We start from the raw sequence: 19,977 nt of genomic DNA, 5'->3' as shown, positions 1-19,977 counted from the left end.
TGCTCACGAGGGGGACGTGGTGCGATCCGGACGATCTGTGGTCATCGCCAGCATGCTGAGCGCGGTCGCCGTCGCGCTCGCCGGGTGTGCGACGTTTCCCCCAGCTCCCCGAGGGGTGGGGTCTGACTGGCCGAGCGCCGCGGTGCCGAGTGCGGTGCGGTGGCCCTCCGACTGGATCGACGGCATCTCCGGCGAATCCGAGGCCGTGGGCGGTCCGGTCGTCGGGCTCCGCCTCGAGTACGTGGCGGAGCAGTGGGTCTGGCGGATCCGCAGCACCGATCCGGGGAGGACGGACTTCATGGGGGAGTCCGACGCGGAACCGACCAGCGGTGTCGAGGCGCTCGTCGACGCCGCGGACCTCAGCCTCGTGCGGAGACGCGAGGTCACCCTGACCGAGGCTGAGGTCGCGGAGACGGACACCAGCTGTGGCGACGCCGTCCGGGCCTCGGGCGAGGAGTGGCCCGGCTCACGACTGGTCGAGCTGGCGCGTGTCGTCGACGGGCGCGAGCCGACGTGGCGGGTCACGACGTACGACACCGAGGACGGCGACCTCACCCCGCGGACGCTCTGAGTACGCGCTGCACGTGCACGAGACCGTCCGGTTCCGTCCTTGTCATGTGACCGCCGAACGCCGATCGGCTACCGGACGACGTGCAGCGCCCTGAGCTGTCCGACCAGGTCCGCGGCGTCAGCGTGCATCCCCTCGAAGATCCGGTAGAGGGTCTCCGATCGATCGACAGGACCGACGGCCCAGCAGCGCTTGCCAAGGCCGAACGCGATGCCTGCTTCGATGTGTGCAGCAGCCCCGGCCGGCAGCACGAGGACAAAGTGATCGGCCGCGCGGAGCTCCGCCAGGTCTTGTTCGAAGAGCTTCCGCACCCCTGCCGAGTCGAGAGCTGCGTCGTCTGCGCCTCCCGGATTCGCGAGGACGGCGGCCTCTTCGTCGTACTCCGCTCGCACGAAGGAGTACGACGAAGCCCCCGCGCGGTCGAGTGCTTCGACGACGTCGAGCACTGCTGCCCGGTTGCGCCAGCTGCCTGCGATGAAGAACTCGCTCATGGGAAGACGCTAATGCGGCGAGCGTGGTTGCGGTGCTGCTCCTCGGGAACGCGTTCGCCCCGTGGCGGCCGCTCCTCGGCGATCACGACGCCGGCGAGATCGCGTGCAGGAAGCTCTCGTTCGCCATCGCGTTCCCCGCGCATCGCGGCCTGGAGCTCCGTGTCACCGGAGGGACGACTCTGGCTCGATGAGTCGATGCGGTACCTGCGCGGTGCACACCCGCGTGCCCGGCGGAAGTTCGCCGTGTTCGAGCTCGTAGTCGCACTCACCGCAGGTCGCGCCCTTCGCATCCCGTTCGGTGGGGTGTTCGGCCCACGGGTGTGGGCACACGTCACAGGCGTGCTGCCGGAGGCGTCTCGACACGGCGCGGAAGTCGAGGATCACCGGCGTCGATCCGTCCCACGGCCGCCATCGCCACCGACGGCGGACCGCGATGAGCGTCGTGCCGACATCGAGCAGCACCTGACTCTGGACGGACGTGGTCACGGCTACCTCGCACGGGATGACGCCTCGGAGCGTCACTGTCGTCGAGGTCACGTCGATGGCTTCGAGGACGAGGTCGCCCGTCCCATGGACGTGATCGACGACGACGTCCACCGCGTCCGGCACGGTCAGCGTGACAGGCAGGAGAACCGTTCCGGCGCTCGTGTCGTGCTCGACGACCGAACCGTTCAGGACGAACCGTCCGTCGACGGCCCGTGCGGCGGTGACGTCGAACGTCGCATCGTCGAGCTCGTCGAGGGAACGCAGTGGCACGGTGTGATCCTCGCAGTCCCAGGTCCCAGGTCTCGTGGTCTCGCGCATGCGGGTCGAGTGAGCTGTTCGATCGCGGATCGACCGACGGAGCTCGTGCCCGGGACGGTGCCCGGCCCTGCAGCGCGTCGCAGCCCTACGACGCCTGCGACGACCGGCGGACGGCGCGGTGGGCGGCCGGGATGGACAGGAGCGCCCCGCCGACCAGGAGGCCCGCGGCGACGAGCACGGCGGCCGGTGTGCGGAGTGGTTCGACGCTGATGCTGATCGCTGCCCACGTCACGGTGGCGATCGCGGAGATGATCGTCGGTCGCAGTGCTGCACGATGGCTGAGCCGCCACGCCTCGTCGCTCGACAGCGTGATCGACGTTCGTACACCAGCGAGCCTGTTCCGCGGCAACGATCCGTTGGCCGCTCTCCAGGTCAGCCACGTGATGAGGGCCGCTCCGCCGACTTCGAGCGTCATCGCGAACACCAGCACTCCGAGCATGTCAGCCGCGGTAGAGTACGAGTCGAAGAACGGCAATGTTTCAGTCGCGCATGGGAGGGGTGGCCGCTCGGCTCACGCCGGTGGCGTCGTGCCCGCGCCCTCGGTGTCGTCCGCGCCGGCCGGGCCGGTGCCGGCCTGGTCGAGGTTCTCGTGCGGGTCGCCCATGTCGCCGGTCGCCTTGCCGGCCGGGGAGAGCCCGAAGTGCTTGCGGGCGGCGTTCTCGTCGGCGAGGGGCAGGATGTTCCCGGCGCCGGGGGAGGGCGCGTCCTTGATCGCACGCTTCGTGTAGCCGACGTGCAGGTCCGTGCCGTCGAAGCTGGCGTCCTCGACGGGGACGAGAGCCGTGTGACTCCCGAGGAGCCCGGTTGCGACGCTGACGAACGCAGCGCTGCCGTCCTCCGCGGAGGGGAACACCTGCGCGACCTTGCCGACCGATGCGCCGTCGCGGTCCCGGACGGTGGCGTTCTCGACCTCGTGGATCCTGTCCTTGGTGATCATGGACGTAGTCAACGCCCCGCGCCTGGCGCTTCGCGGCGGAGCGTCTCATGGTGCTGAACGGCTACGACCAGGATGTGGTGGCTCCGCCGTCGAAATCGGCGGAGCCACCATGGCTCAGCGTCGAGCGATCGCCGACGCGGCCTCGATGATCGTCGTGCCCGGATGGTCCTCGCGGTACCGACGAACATCACGCGGGTCGACGCGAGCGCCGCGGAGATCGACGGCGATCGAGTCGTCGGCACCGGGAGAGGCCGCGGCGAACCACAACGTCCCGAACGCCACCATGCCCGCTGGCGCGGTACCGAACAACGCGAAGGCGCCCACTGCTGCCATCACTCCGCTGACGATCACGAGGGCGCGGGTCCGCGCGTTTACGACGATCATGACCTCCCTTTCGACCCCGGCGGCCCTCGCCACGGTGCGAGCATCGTGCCCGACCGACGGAGAAAGATCAAACGTGGTGTATCTGCACCTCAGGCATGCATCCGCGGCGGTCCATTGCTGCAACCTGCGGACGTGACCTGCGGGACGGAGGTGAGCCGCGCCTCCAGGCCGGTCGGCAGAGCAACCACCTGCCGGACGGGACGCGGCGGACGGTGCCGGGGCTCGGCGGACGCTAGCGCTGACGAACGAGCCCCGGGATCCGCTCGCGGAACGGGAAGAACCCCCGCGACGCGTACGGCCACGCGCGGCCGTCCCAGCGTCGGCGGACGGTGACGAGCGCGATGCCCTCCGCGGCGAGGCGGGCGCGCAGGAGGTCGAGTCGCTCCCGGACGGGGCCGACGGGCGCGTACGGGACGACGATCGAGTCGAGGTCCTCGGCGGCTGCCCAGTTGAGCACAGCGGACGGCTCGAGCGAGTCGAGCCCCGTCGCGGGACGACCTGCTGCGTCGGTCGTCCGTGACGCCGCGTCCGCTGCCGCGCCGGTGGTGAAGGCCACGACCGCGGGCGACACCTCGGCGGGGGAACGGTGACGGGGGTCGGCGGCGACAGCGGCCGCCCGGATCGACCCGGCGAGGGACGGGTGCTCGGCGAGCAGGCTCTCGGGCTCGAGGTCCTCCTCGTGCAGCAGCAACCCGACGCGTTCGCCCGGCTGGCCCTCGACGTCGTCGGACGCGACCGGGACTGCGGGTGGGAAGGGCTCCTCGTCGAGCGCGCGCGCCTCGGTGGCGAGCCCGGTCGGTGCGAAGCGTCCGTCGGTGTACCGAGCGATGTTCTCGGTGGTCGCCAGGTAGGTCTTCCCCCGGGTCTGGAGACCGGCCACCCACCGCCACGACAGGGTGTTGGAGGCGGCGTCGCCGTCGAGGAGGTGGCGGTGGAAGAAGTCGGCGCCGAGTTGCCACGGCAGCTCGAGGGTGAAGACCCAGATGCTCGCGAACCACATCCGCGTGTGGTTGTGGAGGTACCCGGTCTCGACGAGCTCCGCGGCCCACGCGTCCATCGCGTCGATGCCGGACCGTCCGGAGACCACGTCCTCGTAGCGGGCGGGCAGATCCCCGGCGAGCAGGTCGGCGACCTCGGCACGGTAGCGGCGCCAGACCTCGGGGCGCTGTTCGAGCCATCCCTTCCAGTAGGTGCGCCAGAAGACCTCCTGCACGAACTTCTCCGCGGCGTGCAGGCTGTGCCGTTCGAGCACGGCGTCGACGACCTCCTGCTCGGTGACGAGCCGGTGCCGGATGTACGGCGACAGACCGGAGACGTTGGTCCGCCCGGGACCCGTGTCGAGGTTGCGGTCGCGACGGTAGTCGGCCCCGGCGTGCGGGACGAACGTGTGCAGGGCGTCGAGGCCGGCGGCTCGGGTGGGGGTGGTCACCCCGCCATCCTGCGCCCGCCGCCACCGGAGGAGCCGCGCGCGGCGGGCGCAGGAGGGGGAGACCGGACAGGTCGGCCGGATCAGGCGATGCTGCTGCCGCCGTCGACGAGGAGCTCGCTGCCGGTCATCCCCGAGCTCTGGTCGGACACGAGGAAGAGCACCGTGGCGGCGACCTCCTCCGGGCGCAGGAGCCGGCCGAACGGGAGCCCGCTCGCCATCTGCTCGAGGAGCGCGTCCGGGTTGCCCGGGGCGAGGCCGGCGAGACCAGGTGTCTCCGTGGGGCCGGGGACGACGGTGTTGATCCGGACGCCGCGCGGCGCGAGCTCGGCCGCCCACGTGCGGGTCAGCGCCGCGATCGCGGCCTTCGACGCCCCGTACAGGCCGAACGACGGCTCCGTGCCCGATGCCGCCGTCGATCCGGTGACGACGACGGCCGAGCCCTCGTGCAGGAACGGCAGGGCGCCCTGCACGGTGAGGGTGGTCCCGCGGACGTTGGTGCCGAACGTCGCCTCGAAGTCCTCGGCGGTGACGGCGTCGAGCGACTTGAACTCCCCACCACCGGCGTTCGCGTGCACGGCGTCCAGGTCGCGACCGCGCTCGGCGACCGCGGCGAAGACCTCCGCGATGTCGTCCGGCTCGGCAGCGTCGGCGCGGATCGGCGTGACCGCGTCGCCGAACTCGTCGCGCAGGGCGTCGAGTGCCTCCTGCCGGCGACCGGTGACGAAGACGTGCGCGCCTTCGTCGACGAAGCGGCGCACGACCGCGAGTCCGATGCCCGACGTCCCGCCGGTGACGAGTGCGGTCTTGTCCTGCAGTACTCCGACCATGGTGACCTCCTGGGGTTGTTGTTGACTGCTTGGTCCAGAACGGTACGCCGTGCTTGACTGATCAGTCAACAACGAGTTCCGAGGAGTCGACATGCCCCGACCGCGCAAGTTCGACGAGGCCGAGGTGGTCGAGCGCGCCCGGCGCGCCTTCGCGGCGTCCGGGTTCGACGGCACGTCCCTCGACGACCTGCTGGCGGCGACCGGGCTCGGGCGGCAGAGTCTGTACAACACGTTCGGGGGCAAGAAGGAGCTGTTCATGCGCGCCTTCCTGAGCGACACCGCCGAGGCCGTCGAGGTCGTGCAGTCCGTCCTCCGGAGCGCGGAGCACCCGATCGCGCGGATCCGGACGCAGCTGGTGTCGGTGGCGGTCGAGCACGGGGCGGCGCAGGGGGCACCGTCACTGCTGCTCCGTGCGGCGGTGGAGCTGTCGGCCCGCGATCAGGAGGTCGCCGCGACCGTCTCCGAGGCCTTCGACACCATCCGCGCGGGCTACACGGCCTGCATCGTCGACGCGCAGGCGGCCGGCGAGGTCGAGGCCGACGCCGACGCGGAGGCGCTCGGCACCTACTTCTGCGCGGTGATCGAGGGGATGGGCGCGATCGGGCGCGTCGGGACGTCGCGCGCTGCGCTCCTGCAGGTGGGGATCGCGAGCCTCGCGGCCCTGCCGATCACACCACTCGGCGAGGAGCACCTCGGGACCGCAGACGGTCCCTGGGACTGAAGGTCACGGCCGGCCGAGGTGACGGCGCAGCGACGTGACCGGCGGGGCGGACGGCTGCCGGGCCTCCAGTCCGGGTCTGGAGGCGCGCATCCGGCGGGAGCACCGCGCGGGTCGGGTCCGTCGGTCGTTGGGTAGTGTCGGACACCAGCTTGCGAACCACACGGGGGTGTGCGTGACGACTGTGTTCGATGACGGGGTGACCGACGTCCGCGTCGCTGCCGTCGGGGGAACTTCCGGGGGCCTGCGGGCTCACCCCTCCCGTCCGCGACTGCGCGGCGCGATCGTGACCGTGCTCGCGGCAACGGTGCTCGCGACGACCGGATGCGCCTCGGGCGGCGCAGGCTGCGTGCCCGGGCAGGACGCGCGAGACGCAGCGGGCACGACGCAGGCGCAGGGAGCCGACCGCTCGTTGCAGGACGAGTTCGAGCTGGCTGGCGAGCGGTACGAGCACGGGCAGGCCTTGCTCGCAGCTGCACAACGACGGATATCGGACGGCACGTGGTACTGGAACGGCGGAGACGTCCGTCCCCTGCCCGCGGGCGACGATGCGTTCGGCACGGCGCCGGAGGGTGCGACAAGGGAGAACTCCTACGCGTTCCGAGCCGTGCGGATCATCGAGCCGGAGGGTGCAACCGGCGCGGTGCAGGACCTCGAGCCGATGCAGCGCTACTTCGACGAAGAAGGGTGGCGCTGGAGCAGCGCGAAGGTCGGAACGGATCACGAGGTCCGGGCCGACACCGGCGACGGATGGTGGGTGACCTGGAACGTGCGGCCGAACGGACAGTACTCGCTCGGCGTGTACAGCGAGGCGTTCTGGGCACACGACGCTCCGGGGCTCATCGAGGCGATCGCACTGCGGGACCCCGCCGACTTCCCCGATGCATCCGAGCCGGGTGTCTCGGAGCCGTTCCCGAATTGGAGCGATCCTGTCCGGCAGCGCTGATCGCCGGACGACGGTGCGCCTCGCGGACGCCGACCGGTCAGTGAGCAACACCCGCGTGGAACCCATGCGGTGGAGGGCCGTCGCCGTTCTCCGAGCGACCGCAGCCGCGCTGCTCATGGTCGTCCTCGCCGGCTGCAGCGCCGGGGTCGGGAAGAGCCCGGACCACGCGAAGCAGTCCGTCGTCACGTTCGTCGAGGGCTCGACCGACGTGGTGGGGGACGGCTGGGAAACCAGCGACGGTCCCGGACTCGGGAAGTGTGATGTCGGCTTGGGGGAGCGTGGCGTCCAGTACGTCTACGTCAAGGTCCGCGCTGCGAGCGCTGACCCGAAGGCGGATGTCGAGGCGGTGGAGCAGCACTGGAAGGACCTCGGGGTCACGACTGAGCGGTACCAGACCGGCGGCGAGGACCCGATCCTCGGCGTTCGAGGTCGGGGTGGGCCGGTGGGCTCCTCGGACTTCCGCGCTGATCCGCGTGGGTACACGATCGACGGCAGCTCGCTGTGCGTCGCGGGCGACTTCGACGAGATGAGCCTCGACGGCCAGGAGTGACCTCGGCGGCCTGATCGCAGCAACGGAGCCGCGCCTCCGGTCCGGGCTGCGACCAGGTCACGTGGTCAACGCCCGGGGTCTGACCCGATCGCGTGAGGCCCCGCTCGTCGTCGGTTCGTCGCTCAGGTGCGGTCCCAGTGCGTGGCCCAGAAGGCGTCGATGCGCTCCCTGTCCGTCCACCAGTGCACATCGACCTCGCGGGTGAGCGCGTCGATGAGGCCACCTTCCTGGCCGGGGACCCGATCGTCCGTGAACCACTCGATCTCCTCGGGGCCGTCCCACACCTCCACCTCGTACCAGTCGAAGCCGGCTGCGGTCCAGTGTGGATGAGCCACGACCGTCGAGCCGGCCGCGGGCCCCGAGCCGATCGTCCCGATGATGCCGTTCCGGCCCCAGTCCGCGAGCTTCGGGACTCGGGGATCGATCTCCTCGGGATGCGGTGCGGGGGGCTTTCGGTTCCGCCAGGGTCGCATGGAAGCATGCTGGCACGGACGTGTCGATCTGCTGGAACGTCGTCTCGGCCGACGCGACCTCTGCCGCGAAAGCGACCCGAGCCTCCAGGCGGGACCTGAGCGCCATTCGGCCGCCGCGACGCCGCGCTACCGCCCTGCCGGCACCGCCACGCGAGCGAGCTCGGCCCGCACGATGTCCGCCCCAGCGGACAGCGCGCTCAGCTTGCCGAGCGCCGCGTCCCGCGCCAGCGGCGCCATCCCGCAGTTCGAGCTCGGGATGAGCTTGTCCGCGTCGACGAACTCGAGCGCTCGCCGCAGCACCTCGGCGACCTCGTCCGGGGTCTCGACGGTCTCGGTGGCGACGTCGACCGCGCCGAGCATGACCTTCTTGCCGCGGATCAGCTCGACGAGTTCGAGGGGGACGTGGGAGTGGATGCACTCGAGCGAGACGATGTCGATCGACGACTGCTGCAGGAGCGGGAAGGACTGCTCGTACTGCCGCCACTCGGCGCCGAGGGTCTCCTTCCACCGGTTGTTCGCCTCGATGCCGTAGCCGTAACAGATGTGCACGGCGGTCTCGGCGCGCAGCCCCTCGGCGGCGCGTTCGAGTGCGGCGACGCCCCAGTCCTGCACCTCGTCGTGGAAGACGGTGAAGGCGGGCTCGTCGAACTGGATGACGTCGACGCCGGCGTCCTGGAGCTCCCGCGCCTCCTGGTTGAGGATCGTGGCGAACTCCCACGCGAGCTTCTCGCGGCTCTTGTAGTGCTGGTCCGACAGGGTGTCGATCATCGTCATCGGGCCGGGGAGCGCCCACTTGATCGGACGGTCGGTCTGGGCGCGGAGGAACTTCGCGTCCTCGACGAACACGGGCGCAGGGCGGCTGACGGCGCCGACGACCGTGGGCACGGCGGCGTCGTAGCGGTCGCGGATCCGGACCGTCTCCTTGCGCTCCTGGTCGATGCCGTCGAGGTGCTCGATGAACGTCGTGACGAAGTGCTGCCGGGTCTGCTCGCCGTCGCTGACGATGTCGAGCCGTGCGCGCTCCTGCTCGTGGACGGCGATGCGCAGGGCGTCCTGCTTGCCCTCGGCCAGGGCTGCGCCGTCGAGCAGCCAGGGCGACCAGAGCTTCTCGGGCTCGGCGAGCCACGACGGCTTCGGCAGGCTGCCGACGATGGAGGTGGGGAGGAGGGTGCTCATCGGTGAAGGTCCAGGTTCTCAGTGGGTCGGGACGGCGGCGTCGGCGGCGATGCGCTCGAGGAACGATCGGTGCGGCTGCACGAGGTGCTCCTCGGTGTAGCGGCCCTGCGTCACGGCGAGGCGGCTCCGCTCCTCGCGGTCGTAGGTCACGTCGGGCCGCGTGAAGTCGGTGTGCTCCAGGGTCGGGCGGTAGGTGCTCGGGGCGACCGTGTTCGCGTTGTAGATCTCCGGGCGGTAGATCTTCTGGAAGGTCTCCATCGTCGCGATCGTGCCGACGAGCTGCAGGTCGGAGTGGTCGTGCAGCAGGTCGCCGCGCGTGTAGAACGCGAGCGGGGCCTTGCCGCCCGGGGGCATGAAGTAGCGGACCTGCATGCCCATCCGGCCGAAGTAGTCGTCGGTCAGGGAGGAGTGCTCGTGCGCGTACTCGGCGCCGAGCACCGGGTGCACGGTGCCGGTCTGCCGGTAGGTCTGGCTCGTGGAGACGCTGATGCAGACGACGGGCTCGGCGTGGAACTCGGCGCGGAAGGCGTCGGACTCCACGAAGCGCTGGAAGAGCTGGCCGTGCAGGTGGCCGAAGTCGTCGGGCAGGCCGACGGTCTTGTCGAGGGTCGGCAGCAGCACGGCGAAGTCGTAGTCGCGCAGGTACGACGAGAAGTTGTTGCCGAGGATGCCCTGGTGGCGCTCGCCGGTCTGCTGGTCGACGATCGTGACGTCGAGCATCTCGAGCAGCGGGAACGCGACGGCGGCACCGTCGTCGACGAAGTGCGCGGTGACCGAGACGATGTCGAGCTCGACGTGGAAGCGGTCGGTGACGTCGCCGTCCGACGACGCCAGGTCGTTCGCGCGGCGGTCGATCATCGCGAGGGCGCTGCGGAGGTTCTGCTGCCGGTGTTCGCCGCGTGCCAGGTTGGCGAAGTTCGTGGTCAGCCGGGAGCTGTCGGCGGGGGAGTAGTCCTCGTCGAAGCGGGTCCGGGTGATGCTGAAGGTGAGGTCGTTCGCCATGCTCGGCATTCCGTACGTCGTGCGCCCGAGGGCACTGGGAAGGTGTCCCTCGATCATGACGGCGGAGCGGAGTCATCAGGTAATACCGAGACGCTATGCGCTGCTATAGCCTCGGCCTATGGCTCGGGTCGCGAACGACATCACCCTGCAGCAGCTGCGGTACTTCATCGAGGTCGCCTCGGAGGGCTCGATCAGCGCGGCCGCCGACCTGCTCTACGTGTCGCAGCCGACGATGTCCGCAGCGATGAAGGACCTCGAGACGCGGATCGGGCGCCCCCTGTTCACCCGGTCGGCCCGGGGCGTGGTGCTCACCGTCGACGGGGTCGAGTTCCTCGGGTACGCCCGGCAGGTCGTCGAACAGGTCTCCCTGCTCGAGCAGCGCTACGTCGGACGGCAGGCCTCGCGGCGGCTGCTCGGGGTCTCCGCGCAGCACTACTCCTTCGCCGTGGAGGCCTTCGTCCGCATGGTCGAGGCGGCGGCCGCGGACGAGTACGAGTTCTCGCTCCGGGAGACCCGCACGTGGGACATCATCGAGGACGTCCGGACCCTGCGGAGCGAGGTCGGGATCCTGTACCGCAACGACTTCAACCGGCAGGTGCTCGGCAAGCTCATGCGGGACGCCGGGGTCGTGTTCACGCCGCTGTTCGTCGCGCAGCCGCACATCTTCGTCGCGCGGCGCAACCCGCTCGCCTCGCAGGATCGGGCCACGCTCGACGACCTCGCCGACCTGCCCCGCTTGACCTTCGACCAGGGCGCCAACAACTCCTTCTACCTGGCGGAGGAGATCCTGTCGACGATGTCGAGCAAGCGCGAGATCCGCGTCGCGGACCGGGCGACGATCTTCAACCTCATGATCGGCCTCGGCGGGTACACGATCTCGACGGGGCTGATCAGCGACGACCTGGACCCGGAGATCGTCGCGATCCCGCTCGACGTCGACGAGCGCATCGAGATCGGGTGGATCGCGCACGCGTCGGTGCCGCTCACCGTGCAGGCGCAGACGTACCTGGACGAGCTGCGCGCGGTGGTCGTCAGCTACGGGGTGGAGCCGCTGGGCTAGGCCCGGCGGCCCGGCCTGCGTCCGCAGGCCGGGTGACGACCGGCCTGGCGGCGTGGCCTGCGTCCGTCAGGCGGGTCGCGTGTGCGGCGACCGGTCTGGAGGCGCGGCCTGCGCCGGTCGGGTGGGTCGCGTGGGTGCGGTGACCCGGCAGGAGGCGCGGCCTGCGTCGGTCAGGTGGGTCGCGCCTCCAGGCCGCCCGCTACCGCCGGACCGGACCGAGCGTCGCGCTCTTCGGTTCGCGTCCGTCGCCGGACGACCGTCCGGTCAGGCGCCGGCCGACCCAGGGGAGGACGTGGACGCGGAGGTGTTCGATCGTGGACGCGCGCGCCGCGAGCGTCGTCGTGTCGTCCCAGTCCGGGACGTCGACGCCGAGCGCCGCGAGGACGTTGGCCGCGACCCGCCGGTGCCCGAGTGTGTTCAGGTGGAGGCGGTCCGGTGCCCACAGCGCGATGTCGTGGAAGACCGGGTCCGACCAGTTGTCCACGACGGTGACGTGCGGTCGGTCCGCCCAGCTGCGGATGTGGTCCGCGTACTCGTCGCCTCGTCGGCGGATGAGCCGTCCGAGGGGGAGGTGCTGGGTCATGTCGGCGACCGTGACGAAGAGGACGTCGGCTCCCGCGGCCACGGCGGCGTCCAGGCCGGCCGCGATCCGTCCCGCGTTCGCGGCGATCGACACCTTCGGGCGGATGATGTCGTTGTTGCCGCCGCTGATGCTGAGCAGGTCCGGCGCGAGGCGCAGTGCTGCCGGGAGCTGTTCGTCGAGGATGGGCGTGAGGAGCTTGCCGCGGACCGCGAGGTTCGCGTAGGTCACCTGCTCGTCGGTGGCTGCTGAGAGCCCTCCGGCGACGAGGTCGGCCCACCCTCGGGGCGAACCGTCGGACCAGTCGTCGCCGACCCCTTCGGCGAAGCTGTCGCCGACCACCGCGAACTTCGTGTGCATCGTCGCCATCCTCCCACCGCCGCCCGAGCGCGTCCCCGGACAGGGGTCGCCGCCGCCCGGCCGCCCGACCGACCCACCGCGCGCCCGTTCGATCAGCACCCGGCCACCCGGCGGCCCGGCCACTCGGTCGCGCGTCGCGCGTGCGTGAACGGGCCGCCGGGGCGACCGCTCAGCTCGTCGGGACGACGTCCCAGTGCTCGCGGATCAGACCGCCGTCGACGCGGAACAGGTCGGCCGCGAGCAGCGGGGCGTCCGGTGCCGCGCCGACCGGCTGCGAGAACGTCCACACGATGTCACCGTCCGCGAGTGAGATGACGGACTGCTGCGCGGGGAACTGCGCGCCGCTGCCGAACAGCTGCTTCAGTGCGGCGGTGCCGTTCGGTGCGATGGGGTTGTGCTGCAGGTACGCGGGGTCGAAGTCGCGGTCGAGCACGGACACGTCGTGGTCGCGGAACAGGGTGTCGTAGGCGGACACCGCGAAGGTGCGGTTGCGCTCCTCCTGGCGCTCGGACGGCGCCGGGGCCGGCCGCGCGGGGCGGTACAGGTCGCTGAACATGGTGTTCGTGTTGCCGCTCGCCGGGGTGCCGGTGGCGATCGGCTGGTCGAGGGACCAGTGCTCGACGACCCGGCCGTCGCGCAGTCGGAACAGGTCGACCGCGGCGTCTCCGCGACGCTCGTCACGGACGTCCGGGGCGACCTGCCAGTGCACGGCGACCAGGTCGCCGTCGGCGGCGATGTGCTTCACGACGGCCTGGGCGCCGGGGACGCGGGTGCGGTCGGCGGCGAACTCGGCCAGGACACCGGCGGGCCCGGCAGCAGCCCCGCTCGTGTGCGTGACCGCGTCCGGGGCGACGAGCGCCTGCGCCAGGCGCCGTGCGGCCGGGCTGGTCGGGTCCGCGAAGGTCCGCGTCAGGAGCGTACGGACGGCGCAGCGGTTGCGGTGCTCGGTCGCGGTGTCGTACCGCGAGGCGGTGGTCCCGCCGTCGGCGACGGTGTTCGTGGCGGCGGTCGCGGTGCCGGCTGCCGCGCTCGCGCTGGCGGTGACGGGGGCGCTGAGTCCGGCGAGCAGGGCGCCGGTGACCAGGGCCGTACCGCTCACGAGGGCGGCGCGGCGGCGGGTGGGGTGCTTCGTCGTGGGCTGCATGGCGTCGACGGTAGGTCGGGCGTCCACTGGTCGGAAGGACGCACTTCTCCGTACGGTACTGACATGGACGTCGGAATCGTGGCCCCTGACGGATCGATCGACACCACCGCGGACGAACCCGTCCGGTTCCCCGCGGCGTGTCCGACGCGAGTGGTGCTCAGCCACGTGACGAGCCGGTGGGGCGTCCTCGTCCTGCTCGCGCTGCGGGACGGTCCCGTGCGCTGGGGCGAGCTGCGCCGGACGATCGAGGGCGTCAGCGAGAAGATGCTCGCCTCGACGCTCCGGACCCTCGAGCACGACGGCATCGTGCACCGCGAGGCACAGCCCACGGTGCCGCCGCGGGTGGACTACTCGCTGACGGAGTCCGGGCACGAGCTCGCCGAGCGCCTCGTCCCGCTCATGGAGTGGCTCGTCGAGCACGCGGACGGGATCGTGGACCGGGGGCGGCCCGGCGGGGTGGGGCGGGGCACCGACGGCGCGTGAGCACCGCGCACAGCCCACGCTCCGGCGGCTCGGGCTCGTCGCCGTGGACGCCGAGCCGGACGCGCGGGGCATGGGACCGGGCGCCGGCGGTCCTGCAGACGTGACCGGAGGACGGACGGGAGGCGCGGTGCCAGGCGGCACGCGGCAGCACCTCAGACGCGCGTCGCCTCGACCACCACGTTGTCGACCGACGGCCGCCCGTCCGGCCGTTGCAGGCACGTCACGACGACGAGGCGCCCCGGGGTGTCCGCCCAGACCGCTGCGTCGGCGGGGAGGTCGCGCTTGGCGACCGTCTCCGACCGCGTCACGCGGTACGTGACGTCGTCGACCGTGACCGTGGCCCCCACGGCGACGCGGGCCCGGCCGTGCGCGACGTCGATCAGGGCGTTGCCCGGACCGACACCCCCGCCGCGCAGCGAGTGCATCGCGACGAAGACGGTGCCGTGGGCCGCCGCCGCCGGCTCGACGCCGAGGTTCCGGACCCAGTACGCCGTCGTGGACCCCGGCGGTTCGACGACCCCGTCGGCCACGTCCAGCGCACCGAGGGGGACGTCGAGCCCGACCGACGGCACCGTGAACCGGCCGTGCCCGGACGGCGTCGCCGAGGCCGCGGGCTCCGGCGGCGGCCCGTCGAGCCGCACGGGGTCGCCGGCGAGGTCGACGCCCGTCGTTGCCGCGGTCCCGTGCGGGTGCGGGGTCAGGAGCTCGACCCCGGCGACGGCGATCATCGCCACCGCGACGACCGCCGCGAGGGCGGTGAGGCGAGCGCCCCACCGCCCCCGCGGGGACGTGCCGGTCACTCAGCGCCCCGCGCGGCGACGGGAGCGGATGCGGAGTGCACCCGTACCGCCGAGGACGAGGGCGCCGAGGCCACCGAGGGCCAGCCAGGGTGCGTCGTCCCGACCGCCGGCGACCGTGCCGCCCGTCGCGACCGACGGGCCGACCGCAGCCGTGGTCGCCGTCCCCGCGACCGATCCGGAGGCCGCAGTCGTCGTCGCCGACACGACCGTCAGCGCGAGCGGGTCGCTGACCGCGGTGCCCGTCGCGTCGGCGAGGAACAGGGTGTGCGCGCCGGGAGCGAGGTCGGCGGGCAGCGTGACCGAGGCGCTGACGGAGCCGTCCTGGGCGGCGGTCACGCGGCCGAGCACCTGCGGGGTCGAGTGCACGACGACCTGGTACGAGGCGCCGGGCGTCAGTCCGCTGCTGCCGACCGTGACGGTCGACCCGGGCGTGAGCGCGCCGTGCGCCCCGAGGGTCAGCGTCGGGCGGGCGACGTGCACCCGGTAGGTCGTCGTCGTGGTGCCGTCCTCCGCGGTCACGGTGACGACGGCGGTGTCGCCCTGCACCGCGACCGTCGACCGGGCGGAGGGGTCCGTCGTCGACACGTGGACGTCGGTGTCCGAGATCGTGGCGACCGGGGCGGTGACCGTCGCACCCGCGGTGGTCGCGGCCGCGTCGAGCGGCACCGTGACGCCGTCGACCGTGATCGCCGATGCGGAGGCGTCGTCGGACACGAGGAAGCGGGCGCGCAGGGCGGCTTCCTCGTCGGCGGTCACACCGATCGTCCTGGACAGGTACGAGTCCATCCCGGCGTACTTCGTCGCGACGTCGTGCTCGAAGGTGCCCTGCAGCAGCGCGGGTGTCGCCCACGTGACCCCGAGCTGCGTGTTCGAGAGCAGGTAGTCGTGGAGGATGTCCGCACTGCCGACGCCGAGGACCCGGTCGAGCAGGTCGACCACGGTCCCGGTGCGGTCCATGCCGTGCGAGCAGTGCACGAGCACGGTGCCGCTGGTGTGGGTCGCGAGGATCTGCAGGACCTGCGCGTACGCGGTGATCATCGGCCCGCGGTCGGTCGCGTCCACGTAGCCCTTGTCGACGAGGTCGTGGTACATCGCGGTGTCGTCGCTGTAGTCGCCGTCGGCGCCGAACATCGAGATGTGGACCTCCTGCGCGCCGGGGATCGCCACGTCCGGCTTCGCCGCGACCTGGTCGGGCGTGCGGAGGTCGACGACGAGGTCGACGTGGTACTCGCTCGCGAGCGTCTGCGCACCGGCTGCCGTGACCTTGTCGAGCGACTCCGACCGGATGAGGCGGGAGGCGTCGACCCGCTGGCCGCCGAGTCCGGTGAAGGCACCGAGCTCGCGACCGTTCACCAGCCCCGGGACGTCGGTGATCGGGTGGTTCTGGGCGGTCAGGGCCGGTTGGAGGTCGGAGTCGGCGTGGGCGGCGGACGAGAGCCCGACGGCGCCGAGGACGGCGGCAGCTGCGATGGCGGTGGCGCTCGCGCGGAGGAGCGCGGACGGGCGGACGGGACGGCGGGACACGGTTCTCCTCGGGGACGGGGCACGGGGGAGTCGCCCGGGAGCACCGGACGGCCCGCGGAGCAGCGTGACGAGGCCGCCCGTCGCGTGGGTGAACGGCCGCGGACCGTCGGGTTGCCACCACATGAGGCAGGGCTCAGGTGGGTGGGCCCGCGCCGCCGACCCGGCGCGGCGTTCCGCCGTGCCACCTGACGGACGGGAGGCGCGGTGCGGGCCGGCACCGCGCCTCCCGTCCGTCAGGTGGTGACGCGCCGTCGCTCGGTGGCCGGTGCGGTGCGGAGGACGAGCCCGTGTCGGTGGGTGGTGAGGGTCACCGACCGGACGGTCCCGAAGGGGTCGCCGTCGAGTTGGAGACGCTCCGCGGCGTCGAGGTCGATGTGGAGCGTCCGCGCACGTGTCGTGGGCAGCACACGTGAGGGCGGCAGGAACCGGGACAGGAACCGCCCGGTGCGCGTGCGGGAGGAGAACCGGGCGAGGGTCAGGGTGGTGCCGATCGCGGTCCAGCCGAACCAGCCCGTCGGGCGGAACGCGACGGCGTCGAGGATGCCGTCGTCGGGTGCCGCGCGGGGGAGCAGCAGCACGCCGGCGGTGAGACTGCCGCAGTTGCCGACGATGACCGTGTGCGCCCGCATCGTCCGCGTGGGACCGGAGTCCAGCCGGTAGTGCACGGGGATCTGCCGGTTGCCGATGATCGACCGCGCGATCGGGTCCGAGTACGCCACCCAGCCGAAGCGACGCTTGACCCACGCGTTCGTGTCCGCGGCCATGCTCGCGTCGAGACCGATGCCCGCCATCACGAGGAAGGCGTGCGTGGTCGTGGTGCCCTCGTCGTCCGTCAGTGCGGCGAGCCCGACGTCGATGGGCCGGTCCACCCCGGTGAACGCGGCGGCGACGGCACCCGCGGTGTCGCCCCGGGGGAGGCCGAGGTTGCGCGCGAACAGGTTGCCCGTCCCGCTCGGGACCAGCGTCACGGGGATCCCCGTCCCGCGGAGCTCCTCCGCGACGACCCGCAGGGTGCCGTCCCCGCCGGCGACGAGGACGACGTCCGGCTCGGCGGCGACCGTTGCGCGCGCCGCGGCGCGACCGTCGTCCTCGGCGGCGGTCTCGAACCAGTGGGTCCCGGGAGACCAGTGGTTGCGCCGTGCCTCGGCGTCCACGAGCGCCCGGAGACGTTCCCGGTCGTGCTTCACCGGGTTGACGACGACCGCGGCGACGCGCTGCGGCCTCGACGTGCTCACGGACGCGAGGGTCGGTCGGCCCGCGCGGGCTTGTTCGCGGAACGACGGAGTGCGCCGAAGACGACGGTGGCGACGAACAGGACGATGCCGATGATCGCGAGCCAGAGCAGCCCCTTCAGGGCGAAGCCGACGATGGACAGGATCAGCCAGAGGGCGAGGAGGACGACGACGGTCTTCACGGTGGTTCCTTCAGTGGATACGGAGTTCGGAGACGAGCGGGCAGGTGAACGGGTCGCGGGCGGCGAGGCCGACACGGTTGAGGTACCGCACGACGATCCCGTAGGACCGCAGCAACGTCGTCTCGGTGTACGGCACGTCCAACGTGTCGCAGTGGTCCCGGACCAGCAGCCGCGCCTGCTTCAACGCGGGCCGCGGCATCGACGGGAACAGGTGGTGCTCGACCTGGTAGTTCAACCCACCCATCAGGAACGACACCCACCAACCCCCACGGATGTTGCGGGACGTGCGGACCTGACGGGAGAAGAAGTCGACCTTCGCGTCGTGCGCGATCGTGGGCATGCCCTTGTGGTTCGGCGCGAACGAGGCACCCATCATCACCCCGAACACCGCGAGCTGGACCCCGAGGAACGCACACGCCATCCCGAACGGCAGGAACCAGAACACCACCGTCAGGTAGATCGCGAACCGCGCCGCCAGCAGCACCCCCTCCAGCACCCGGCCCTTCGTGTCCGGACGACCCCCGGCACCACGCACCACCGACACGACCGCGTGCCGGTGCAGGTTGATGCCCTCGAGGGTCAGCAGCGGGAAGAACAACCACCCCTGGAACCGCAGGAACGTGCGCATCAGCGGACCGCGGGCAGCGGCGGCGTCCTCGGGCAGGAACCGGATCCCGTCGGGCGCGATGTCGGGGTCCTTGCCGACCGTGTTCGGGTTCCCGTGGTGCCGGGTGTGCTTGTTCATCCACCACGAGTACGACAACCCGACCAGGAACGTGCCGATCCACCGGCCGGCGTGGTCGTTCCACTTCTGCGAGTCGAACACCTGCCGGTGCGCGGCCTCGTGCGACAGGAACGCGAACTGCGTGAACACCACACCCAACGCACCCGCCACGATCAACTGGAACCACGAGTCACCCAACAACGCGAACGCCACCCAGCACGCAGCCGTGGCGACGACCAGCGCCGAGAAGAGCGCCCAGTAGAAGCCTCGACGCCGGCGCAGGAGCCCGGCCTCCTTCACCTGGGCGAGCAGGGCGGAGTAGGTGGACGTACCTCCGGTCCGGGCGCCGCCAGGGGTGGCGCCGGTCGTGCGGTAGTGGCCGGCCATGGTGTCCTCGGCGGTCACGGTGTTCCTTTCGTGCTTCCTGACGGTGTCAGGTCCGGGGGCGTCCCGGCTCGCGGTCGCGGTCGTCGGTTCGAGGAGTGGAGAACGGGGCGGTGTCCACCGGACCGGACGGCCCGGTGGTCGTGGTGCTGGTCGACGGTGCCGCGGGTGCACCGGTACGACGCGACGCACCGGTGCGTGTGCCGTCGTGGTGCTGCTCCATGCCTGTGCCTCCCGTTGTGCGACTGGAACGAGGGATCGTTCCGGCAACCGGGGTCAGGGGTGGCTCGTCCATCACGGTAGAACGAGCGCCCGAGCCCGCGCAAGTCCCCGGGCTCGGGCGCGTCGGGGTCGTCGGGGACCCCGTCCGACGACCGGTTACGGTGGTGGCCGGACCAGGAGGAGGCCGCCCGCCGATGATCGAGACCCGCGAGACACGACTCGTCGAGACCTTCGTGACGCTGACCGACAACCTCGTCGCCGACTACGACGTCCTGGACGTCCTGCAGACCCTCGTCGACCGGTCGGTGGAGCTCTTCGACGCCGCAGCAGGGGCGATCCACCTGCTGAACCGGGACGGTGTCCTCGAGGTGGCGGCCTCCACCAGCGAGCGCAGCGAGTTCATCGGGCTCCTCCAGCTGAACGCCGGCGAGGGGCCGTGCATCGCCGCGGTGACCTCCGGTGAACTGGTGACGTCGGAGGACGTCGGGTCGCTGACCGAGCGGTGGCCCCGGTTCGCCGCGGCGTCGAGGGACCACGGGTACCGGAGCGTCCACGCGATCCCGTTGCGGCTCCGTGAGGAGGTCATCGGATCGCTGAACCTGTTCCGCGAGATGGAGGGGGCGCTCAACGGCGCCGACGCCCGGGCAGCGCAGGCGCTCGCGGACGTCGCGACGATCAGCATCCTGCAGCAGCGGACCATGCAGGACGCCGCCGTCACCGCCGAGCAGCTGCAGCACGCGCTGGACGCCAAGGTCCCCGTCGAGCAGGCGAAGGGCTACGTCGCGCGCGCCCTGTCGGTCGACGTGGACACGGCCCGCGAGGTCCTCCGCGGGTACGCCCGACGGACCCAGCGCAAGCTCAGTGCCGTGGCCGTCGAGGTGGCCGACGGGGAGCTCACGCTGGACGAGCTGGTCGCGGGTGCGACCGGCGGGTCCGTGCCGGACGACCGCGGCTGAGCGCGGCGCGGCACGGACGCT

Annotated in this window: 24 protein-coding genes; 7 read left to right on the top strand and 17 right to left on the bottom strand. The window is 71.8% G+C overall.

Annotated features, from left to right (window positions below; translation table 11 throughout):
* Positions 1 to 115 precede the first annotated feature (115 nt).
* Complete coding sequence (locus QOL15_RS13910) at positions 116 to 571, top strand: hypothetical protein (RefSeq protein WP_071248705.1); 456 nt, start codon at positions 116 to 118, stop codon at positions 569 to 571.
* A 68-nt stretch (positions 572 to 639) separates the two neighbouring features.
* Here QOL15_RS13910 and QOL15_RS13905 read toward each other — a convergent pair whose 3' ends face one another.
* The 7 genes from QOL15_RS13905 to QOL15_RS13875 form a co-directional block, all read right to left on the bottom strand.
* On the bottom strand, positions 640 to 1,059 hold the full coding sequence (locus tag QOL15_RS13905; RefSeq protein WP_071248702.1) for a hypothetical protein: 420 nt from the start codon (positions 1,057 to 1,059) through the stop codon (positions 640 to 642).
* A 162-nt stretch (positions 1,060 to 1,221) separates the two neighbouring features.
* Positions 1,222 to 1,863 (bottom strand): hypothetical protein, encoded by a 642-nt coding sequence (locus QOL15_RS13900; RefSeq protein WP_139197552.1) that lies wholly within the window; start codon positions 1,861 to 1,863, stop codon positions 1,222 to 1,224.
* Positions 1,864 to 1,948: 85 nt separating this feature from the next.
* Positions 1,949 to 2,302, bottom strand: a complete 354-nt coding sequence (locus QOL15_RS13895; protein WP_071248699.1) for an SdpI family protein — start codon at positions 2,300 to 2,302, stop codon at positions 1,949 to 1,951.
* 72 nt (positions 2,303 to 2,374) lie between these two features.
* Entirely contained in the window at positions 2,375 to 2,800 is a 426-nt protein-coding gene (locus tag QOL15_RS13890) for a PRC-barrel domain-containing protein (protein ID WP_071248696.1), read from the bottom strand.
* 114 nt (positions 2,801 to 2,914) lie between these two features.
* Entirely contained in the window at positions 2,915 to 3,217 is a 303-nt protein-coding gene (locus QOL15_RS13885) for a hypothetical protein (RefSeq protein ID WP_065963142.1), read from the bottom strand.
* A 199-nt stretch (positions 3,218 to 3,416) separates the two neighbouring features.
* On the bottom strand, positions 3,417 to 4,613 hold the full coding sequence (locus QOL15_RS13880) for an FAD-binding domain-containing protein (protein ID WP_071248693.1): 1,197 nt from the start codon (positions 4,611 to 4,613) through the stop codon (positions 3,417 to 3,419).
* An 80-nt stretch (positions 4,614 to 4,693) separates the two neighbouring features.
* A complete protein-coding gene (locus tag QOL15_RS13875) occupies positions 4,694 to 5,440 on the bottom strand; it encodes an SDR family NAD(P)-dependent oxidoreductase (RefSeq protein WP_065963136.1) in 747 nt (248 codons plus the stop codon).
* Positions 5,441 to 5,531: 91 nt separating this feature from the next.
* On the opposite strand from QOL15_RS13875, the gene QOL15_RS13870 reads away from it, so the two are divergent.
* The 3 genes from QOL15_RS13870 to QOL15_RS13860 all read left to right on the top strand — a co-directional run bounded on the left by QOL15_RS13870 (position 5,532) and on the right by QOL15_RS13860 (position 7,654).
* Positions 5,532 to 6,161 carry a TetR/AcrR family transcriptional regulator gene (locus QOL15_RS13870; RefSeq protein ID WP_065963135.1) on the top strand — a complete coding sequence of 210 codons (630 nt, stop codon included), beginning with the start codon at positions 5,532 to 5,534 and terminating at the stop codon, positions 6,159 to 6,161.
* Positions 6,162 to 6,357: 196 nt separating this feature from the next.
* On the top strand, positions 6,358 to 7,104 hold the full coding sequence (locus tag QOL15_RS13865; RefSeq protein ID WP_139197551.1) for a hypothetical protein: 747 nt from the start codon (positions 6,358 to 6,360) through the stop codon (positions 7,102 to 7,104).
* A 55-nt stretch (positions 7,105 to 7,159) separates the two neighbouring features.
* Positions 7,160 to 7,654, top strand: a complete 495-nt coding sequence (locus tag QOL15_RS13860) for a hypothetical protein (RefSeq protein ID WP_139197550.1) — start codon at positions 7,160 to 7,162, stop codon at positions 7,652 to 7,654.
* Positions 7,655 to 7,776: 122 nt separating this feature from the next.
* On the opposite strand, the gene QOL15_RS13855 is transcribed toward QOL15_RS13860, so the two are convergent.
* The 3 genes from QOL15_RS13855 to QOL15_RS13845 form a co-directional block, all read right to left on the bottom strand.
* A complete protein-coding gene (locus QOL15_RS13855; RefSeq protein ID WP_071248684.1) occupies positions 7,777 to 8,127 on the bottom strand; it encodes a hypothetical protein in 351 nt (116 codons plus the stop codon).
* A gap of 126 nt (positions 8,128 to 8,253) precedes the next feature.
* Positions 8,254 to 9,303: a methionine synthase gene (locus QOL15_RS13850; protein WP_065963128.1), complete on the bottom strand. Its 1,050-nt coding sequence runs from the start codon at positions 9,301 to 9,303 to the stop codon at positions 8,254 to 8,256.
* Positions 9,304 to 9,321: 18 nt separating this feature from the next.
* A complete protein-coding gene (locus QOL15_RS13845; RefSeq protein ID WP_065963175.1) occupies positions 9,322 to 10,305 on the bottom strand; it encodes a putative oxygenase MesX in 984 nt (327 codons plus the stop codon).
* 118 nt (positions 10,306 to 10,423) lie between these two features.
* Here QOL15_RS13845 and QOL15_RS13840 point away from each other — a divergent pair, with 118 nt between their 5' ends.
* Positions 10,424 to 11,365 carry a LysR family transcriptional regulator gene (locus QOL15_RS13840; RefSeq protein ID WP_071248681.1) on the top strand — a complete coding sequence of 314 codons (942 nt, stop codon included), beginning with the start codon at positions 10,424 to 10,426 and terminating at the stop codon, positions 11,363 to 11,365.
* Positions 11,366 to 11,564: 199 nt separating this feature from the next.
* Here QOL15_RS13840 and QOL15_RS13835 read toward each other — a convergent pair whose 3' ends face one another.
* Positions 11,565 to 12,305: an SGNH/GDSL hydrolase family protein gene (locus QOL15_RS13835; RefSeq protein WP_254784152.1), complete on the bottom strand. Its 741-nt coding sequence runs from the start codon at positions 12,303 to 12,305 to the stop codon at positions 11,565 to 11,567.
* 169 nt (positions 12,306 to 12,474) lie between these two features.
* The gene (locus QOL15_RS13830; protein WP_071248669.1) at positions 12,475 to 13,449 is read right to left on the bottom strand and encodes a nuclear transport factor 2 family protein; all 975 of its coding nucleotides are present in this window, start codon (positions 13,447 to 13,449) and stop codon (positions 12,475 to 12,477) included.
* A 63-nt stretch (positions 13,450 to 13,512) separates the two neighbouring features.
* Here QOL15_RS13830 and QOL15_RS13825 point away from each other — a divergent pair, with 63 nt between their 5' ends.
* The gene (locus QOL15_RS13825) at positions 13,513 to 13,932 is read left to right on the top strand and encodes a helix-turn-helix domain-containing protein (protein ID WP_083394077.1); all 420 of its coding nucleotides are present in this window, start codon (positions 13,513 to 13,515) and stop codon (positions 13,930 to 13,932) included.
* 152 nt (positions 13,933 to 14,084) lie between these two features.
* On the opposite strand, the gene QOL15_RS13820 is transcribed toward QOL15_RS13825, so the two are convergent.
* The 5 genes from QOL15_RS13820 to QOL15_RS13800 all read right to left on the bottom strand — a co-directional run bounded on the left by QOL15_RS13820 (position 14,085) and on the right by QOL15_RS13800 (position 18,781).
* Positions 14,085 to 14,732, bottom strand: a complete 648-nt coding sequence (locus QOL15_RS13820; RefSeq protein WP_071248667.1) for a class F sortase — start codon at positions 14,730 to 14,732, stop codon at positions 14,085 to 14,087.
* Positions 14,733 to 16,256 carry a tyrosine-protein phosphatase gene (locus tag QOL15_RS13815; RefSeq protein WP_071248764.1) on the bottom strand — a complete coding sequence of 508 codons (1,524 nt, stop codon included), beginning with the start codon at positions 16,254 to 16,256 and terminating at the stop codon, positions 14,733 to 14,735. It abuts the gene before it with no gap.
* A gap of 233 nt (positions 16,257 to 16,489) precedes the next feature.
* Complete coding sequence (locus QOL15_RS13810) at positions 16,490 to 17,491, bottom strand: diacylglycerol kinase family protein (protein ID WP_065964592.1); 1,002 nt, start codon at positions 17,489 to 17,491, stop codon at positions 16,490 to 16,492.
* Positions 17,488 to 17,670: a hypothetical protein gene (locus tag QOL15_RS13805; protein ID WP_071248665.1), complete on the bottom strand. Its 183-nt coding sequence runs from the start codon at positions 17,668 to 17,670 to the stop codon at positions 17,488 to 17,490. The genes QOL15_RS13810 and QOL15_RS13805 overlap by 4 nt, the downstream gene beginning before the upstream one ends.
* A 10-nt stretch (positions 17,671 to 17,680) precedes the next feature.
* A complete protein-coding gene (locus QOL15_RS13800; RefSeq protein ID WP_370692489.1) occupies positions 17,681 to 18,781 on the bottom strand; it encodes a fatty acid desaturase in 1,101 nt (366 codons plus the stop codon).
* 413 nt (positions 18,782 to 19,194) lie between these two features.
* Here QOL15_RS13800 and QOL15_RS13795 point away from each other — a divergent pair, with 413 nt between their 5' ends.
* Positions 19,195 to 19,956: a GAF and ANTAR domain-containing protein gene (locus QOL15_RS13795; RefSeq protein WP_065964601.1), complete on the top strand. Its 762-nt coding sequence runs from the start codon at positions 19,195 to 19,197 to the stop codon at positions 19,954 to 19,956.
* The last annotated feature ends 21 nt before the right edge of the window (positions 19,957 to 19,977 follow it).

This window comes from Curtobacterium sp. MCBA15_012 (assembly GCF_001864935.2).
Taxonomy (GTDB): Bacteria; Actinomycetota; Actinomycetes; order Actinomycetales; family Microbacteriaceae; genus Curtobacterium.
Note: the sequence above shows the minus strand (reverse complement) of the source record. Positions and strands in the feature narration are given on the sequence as shown.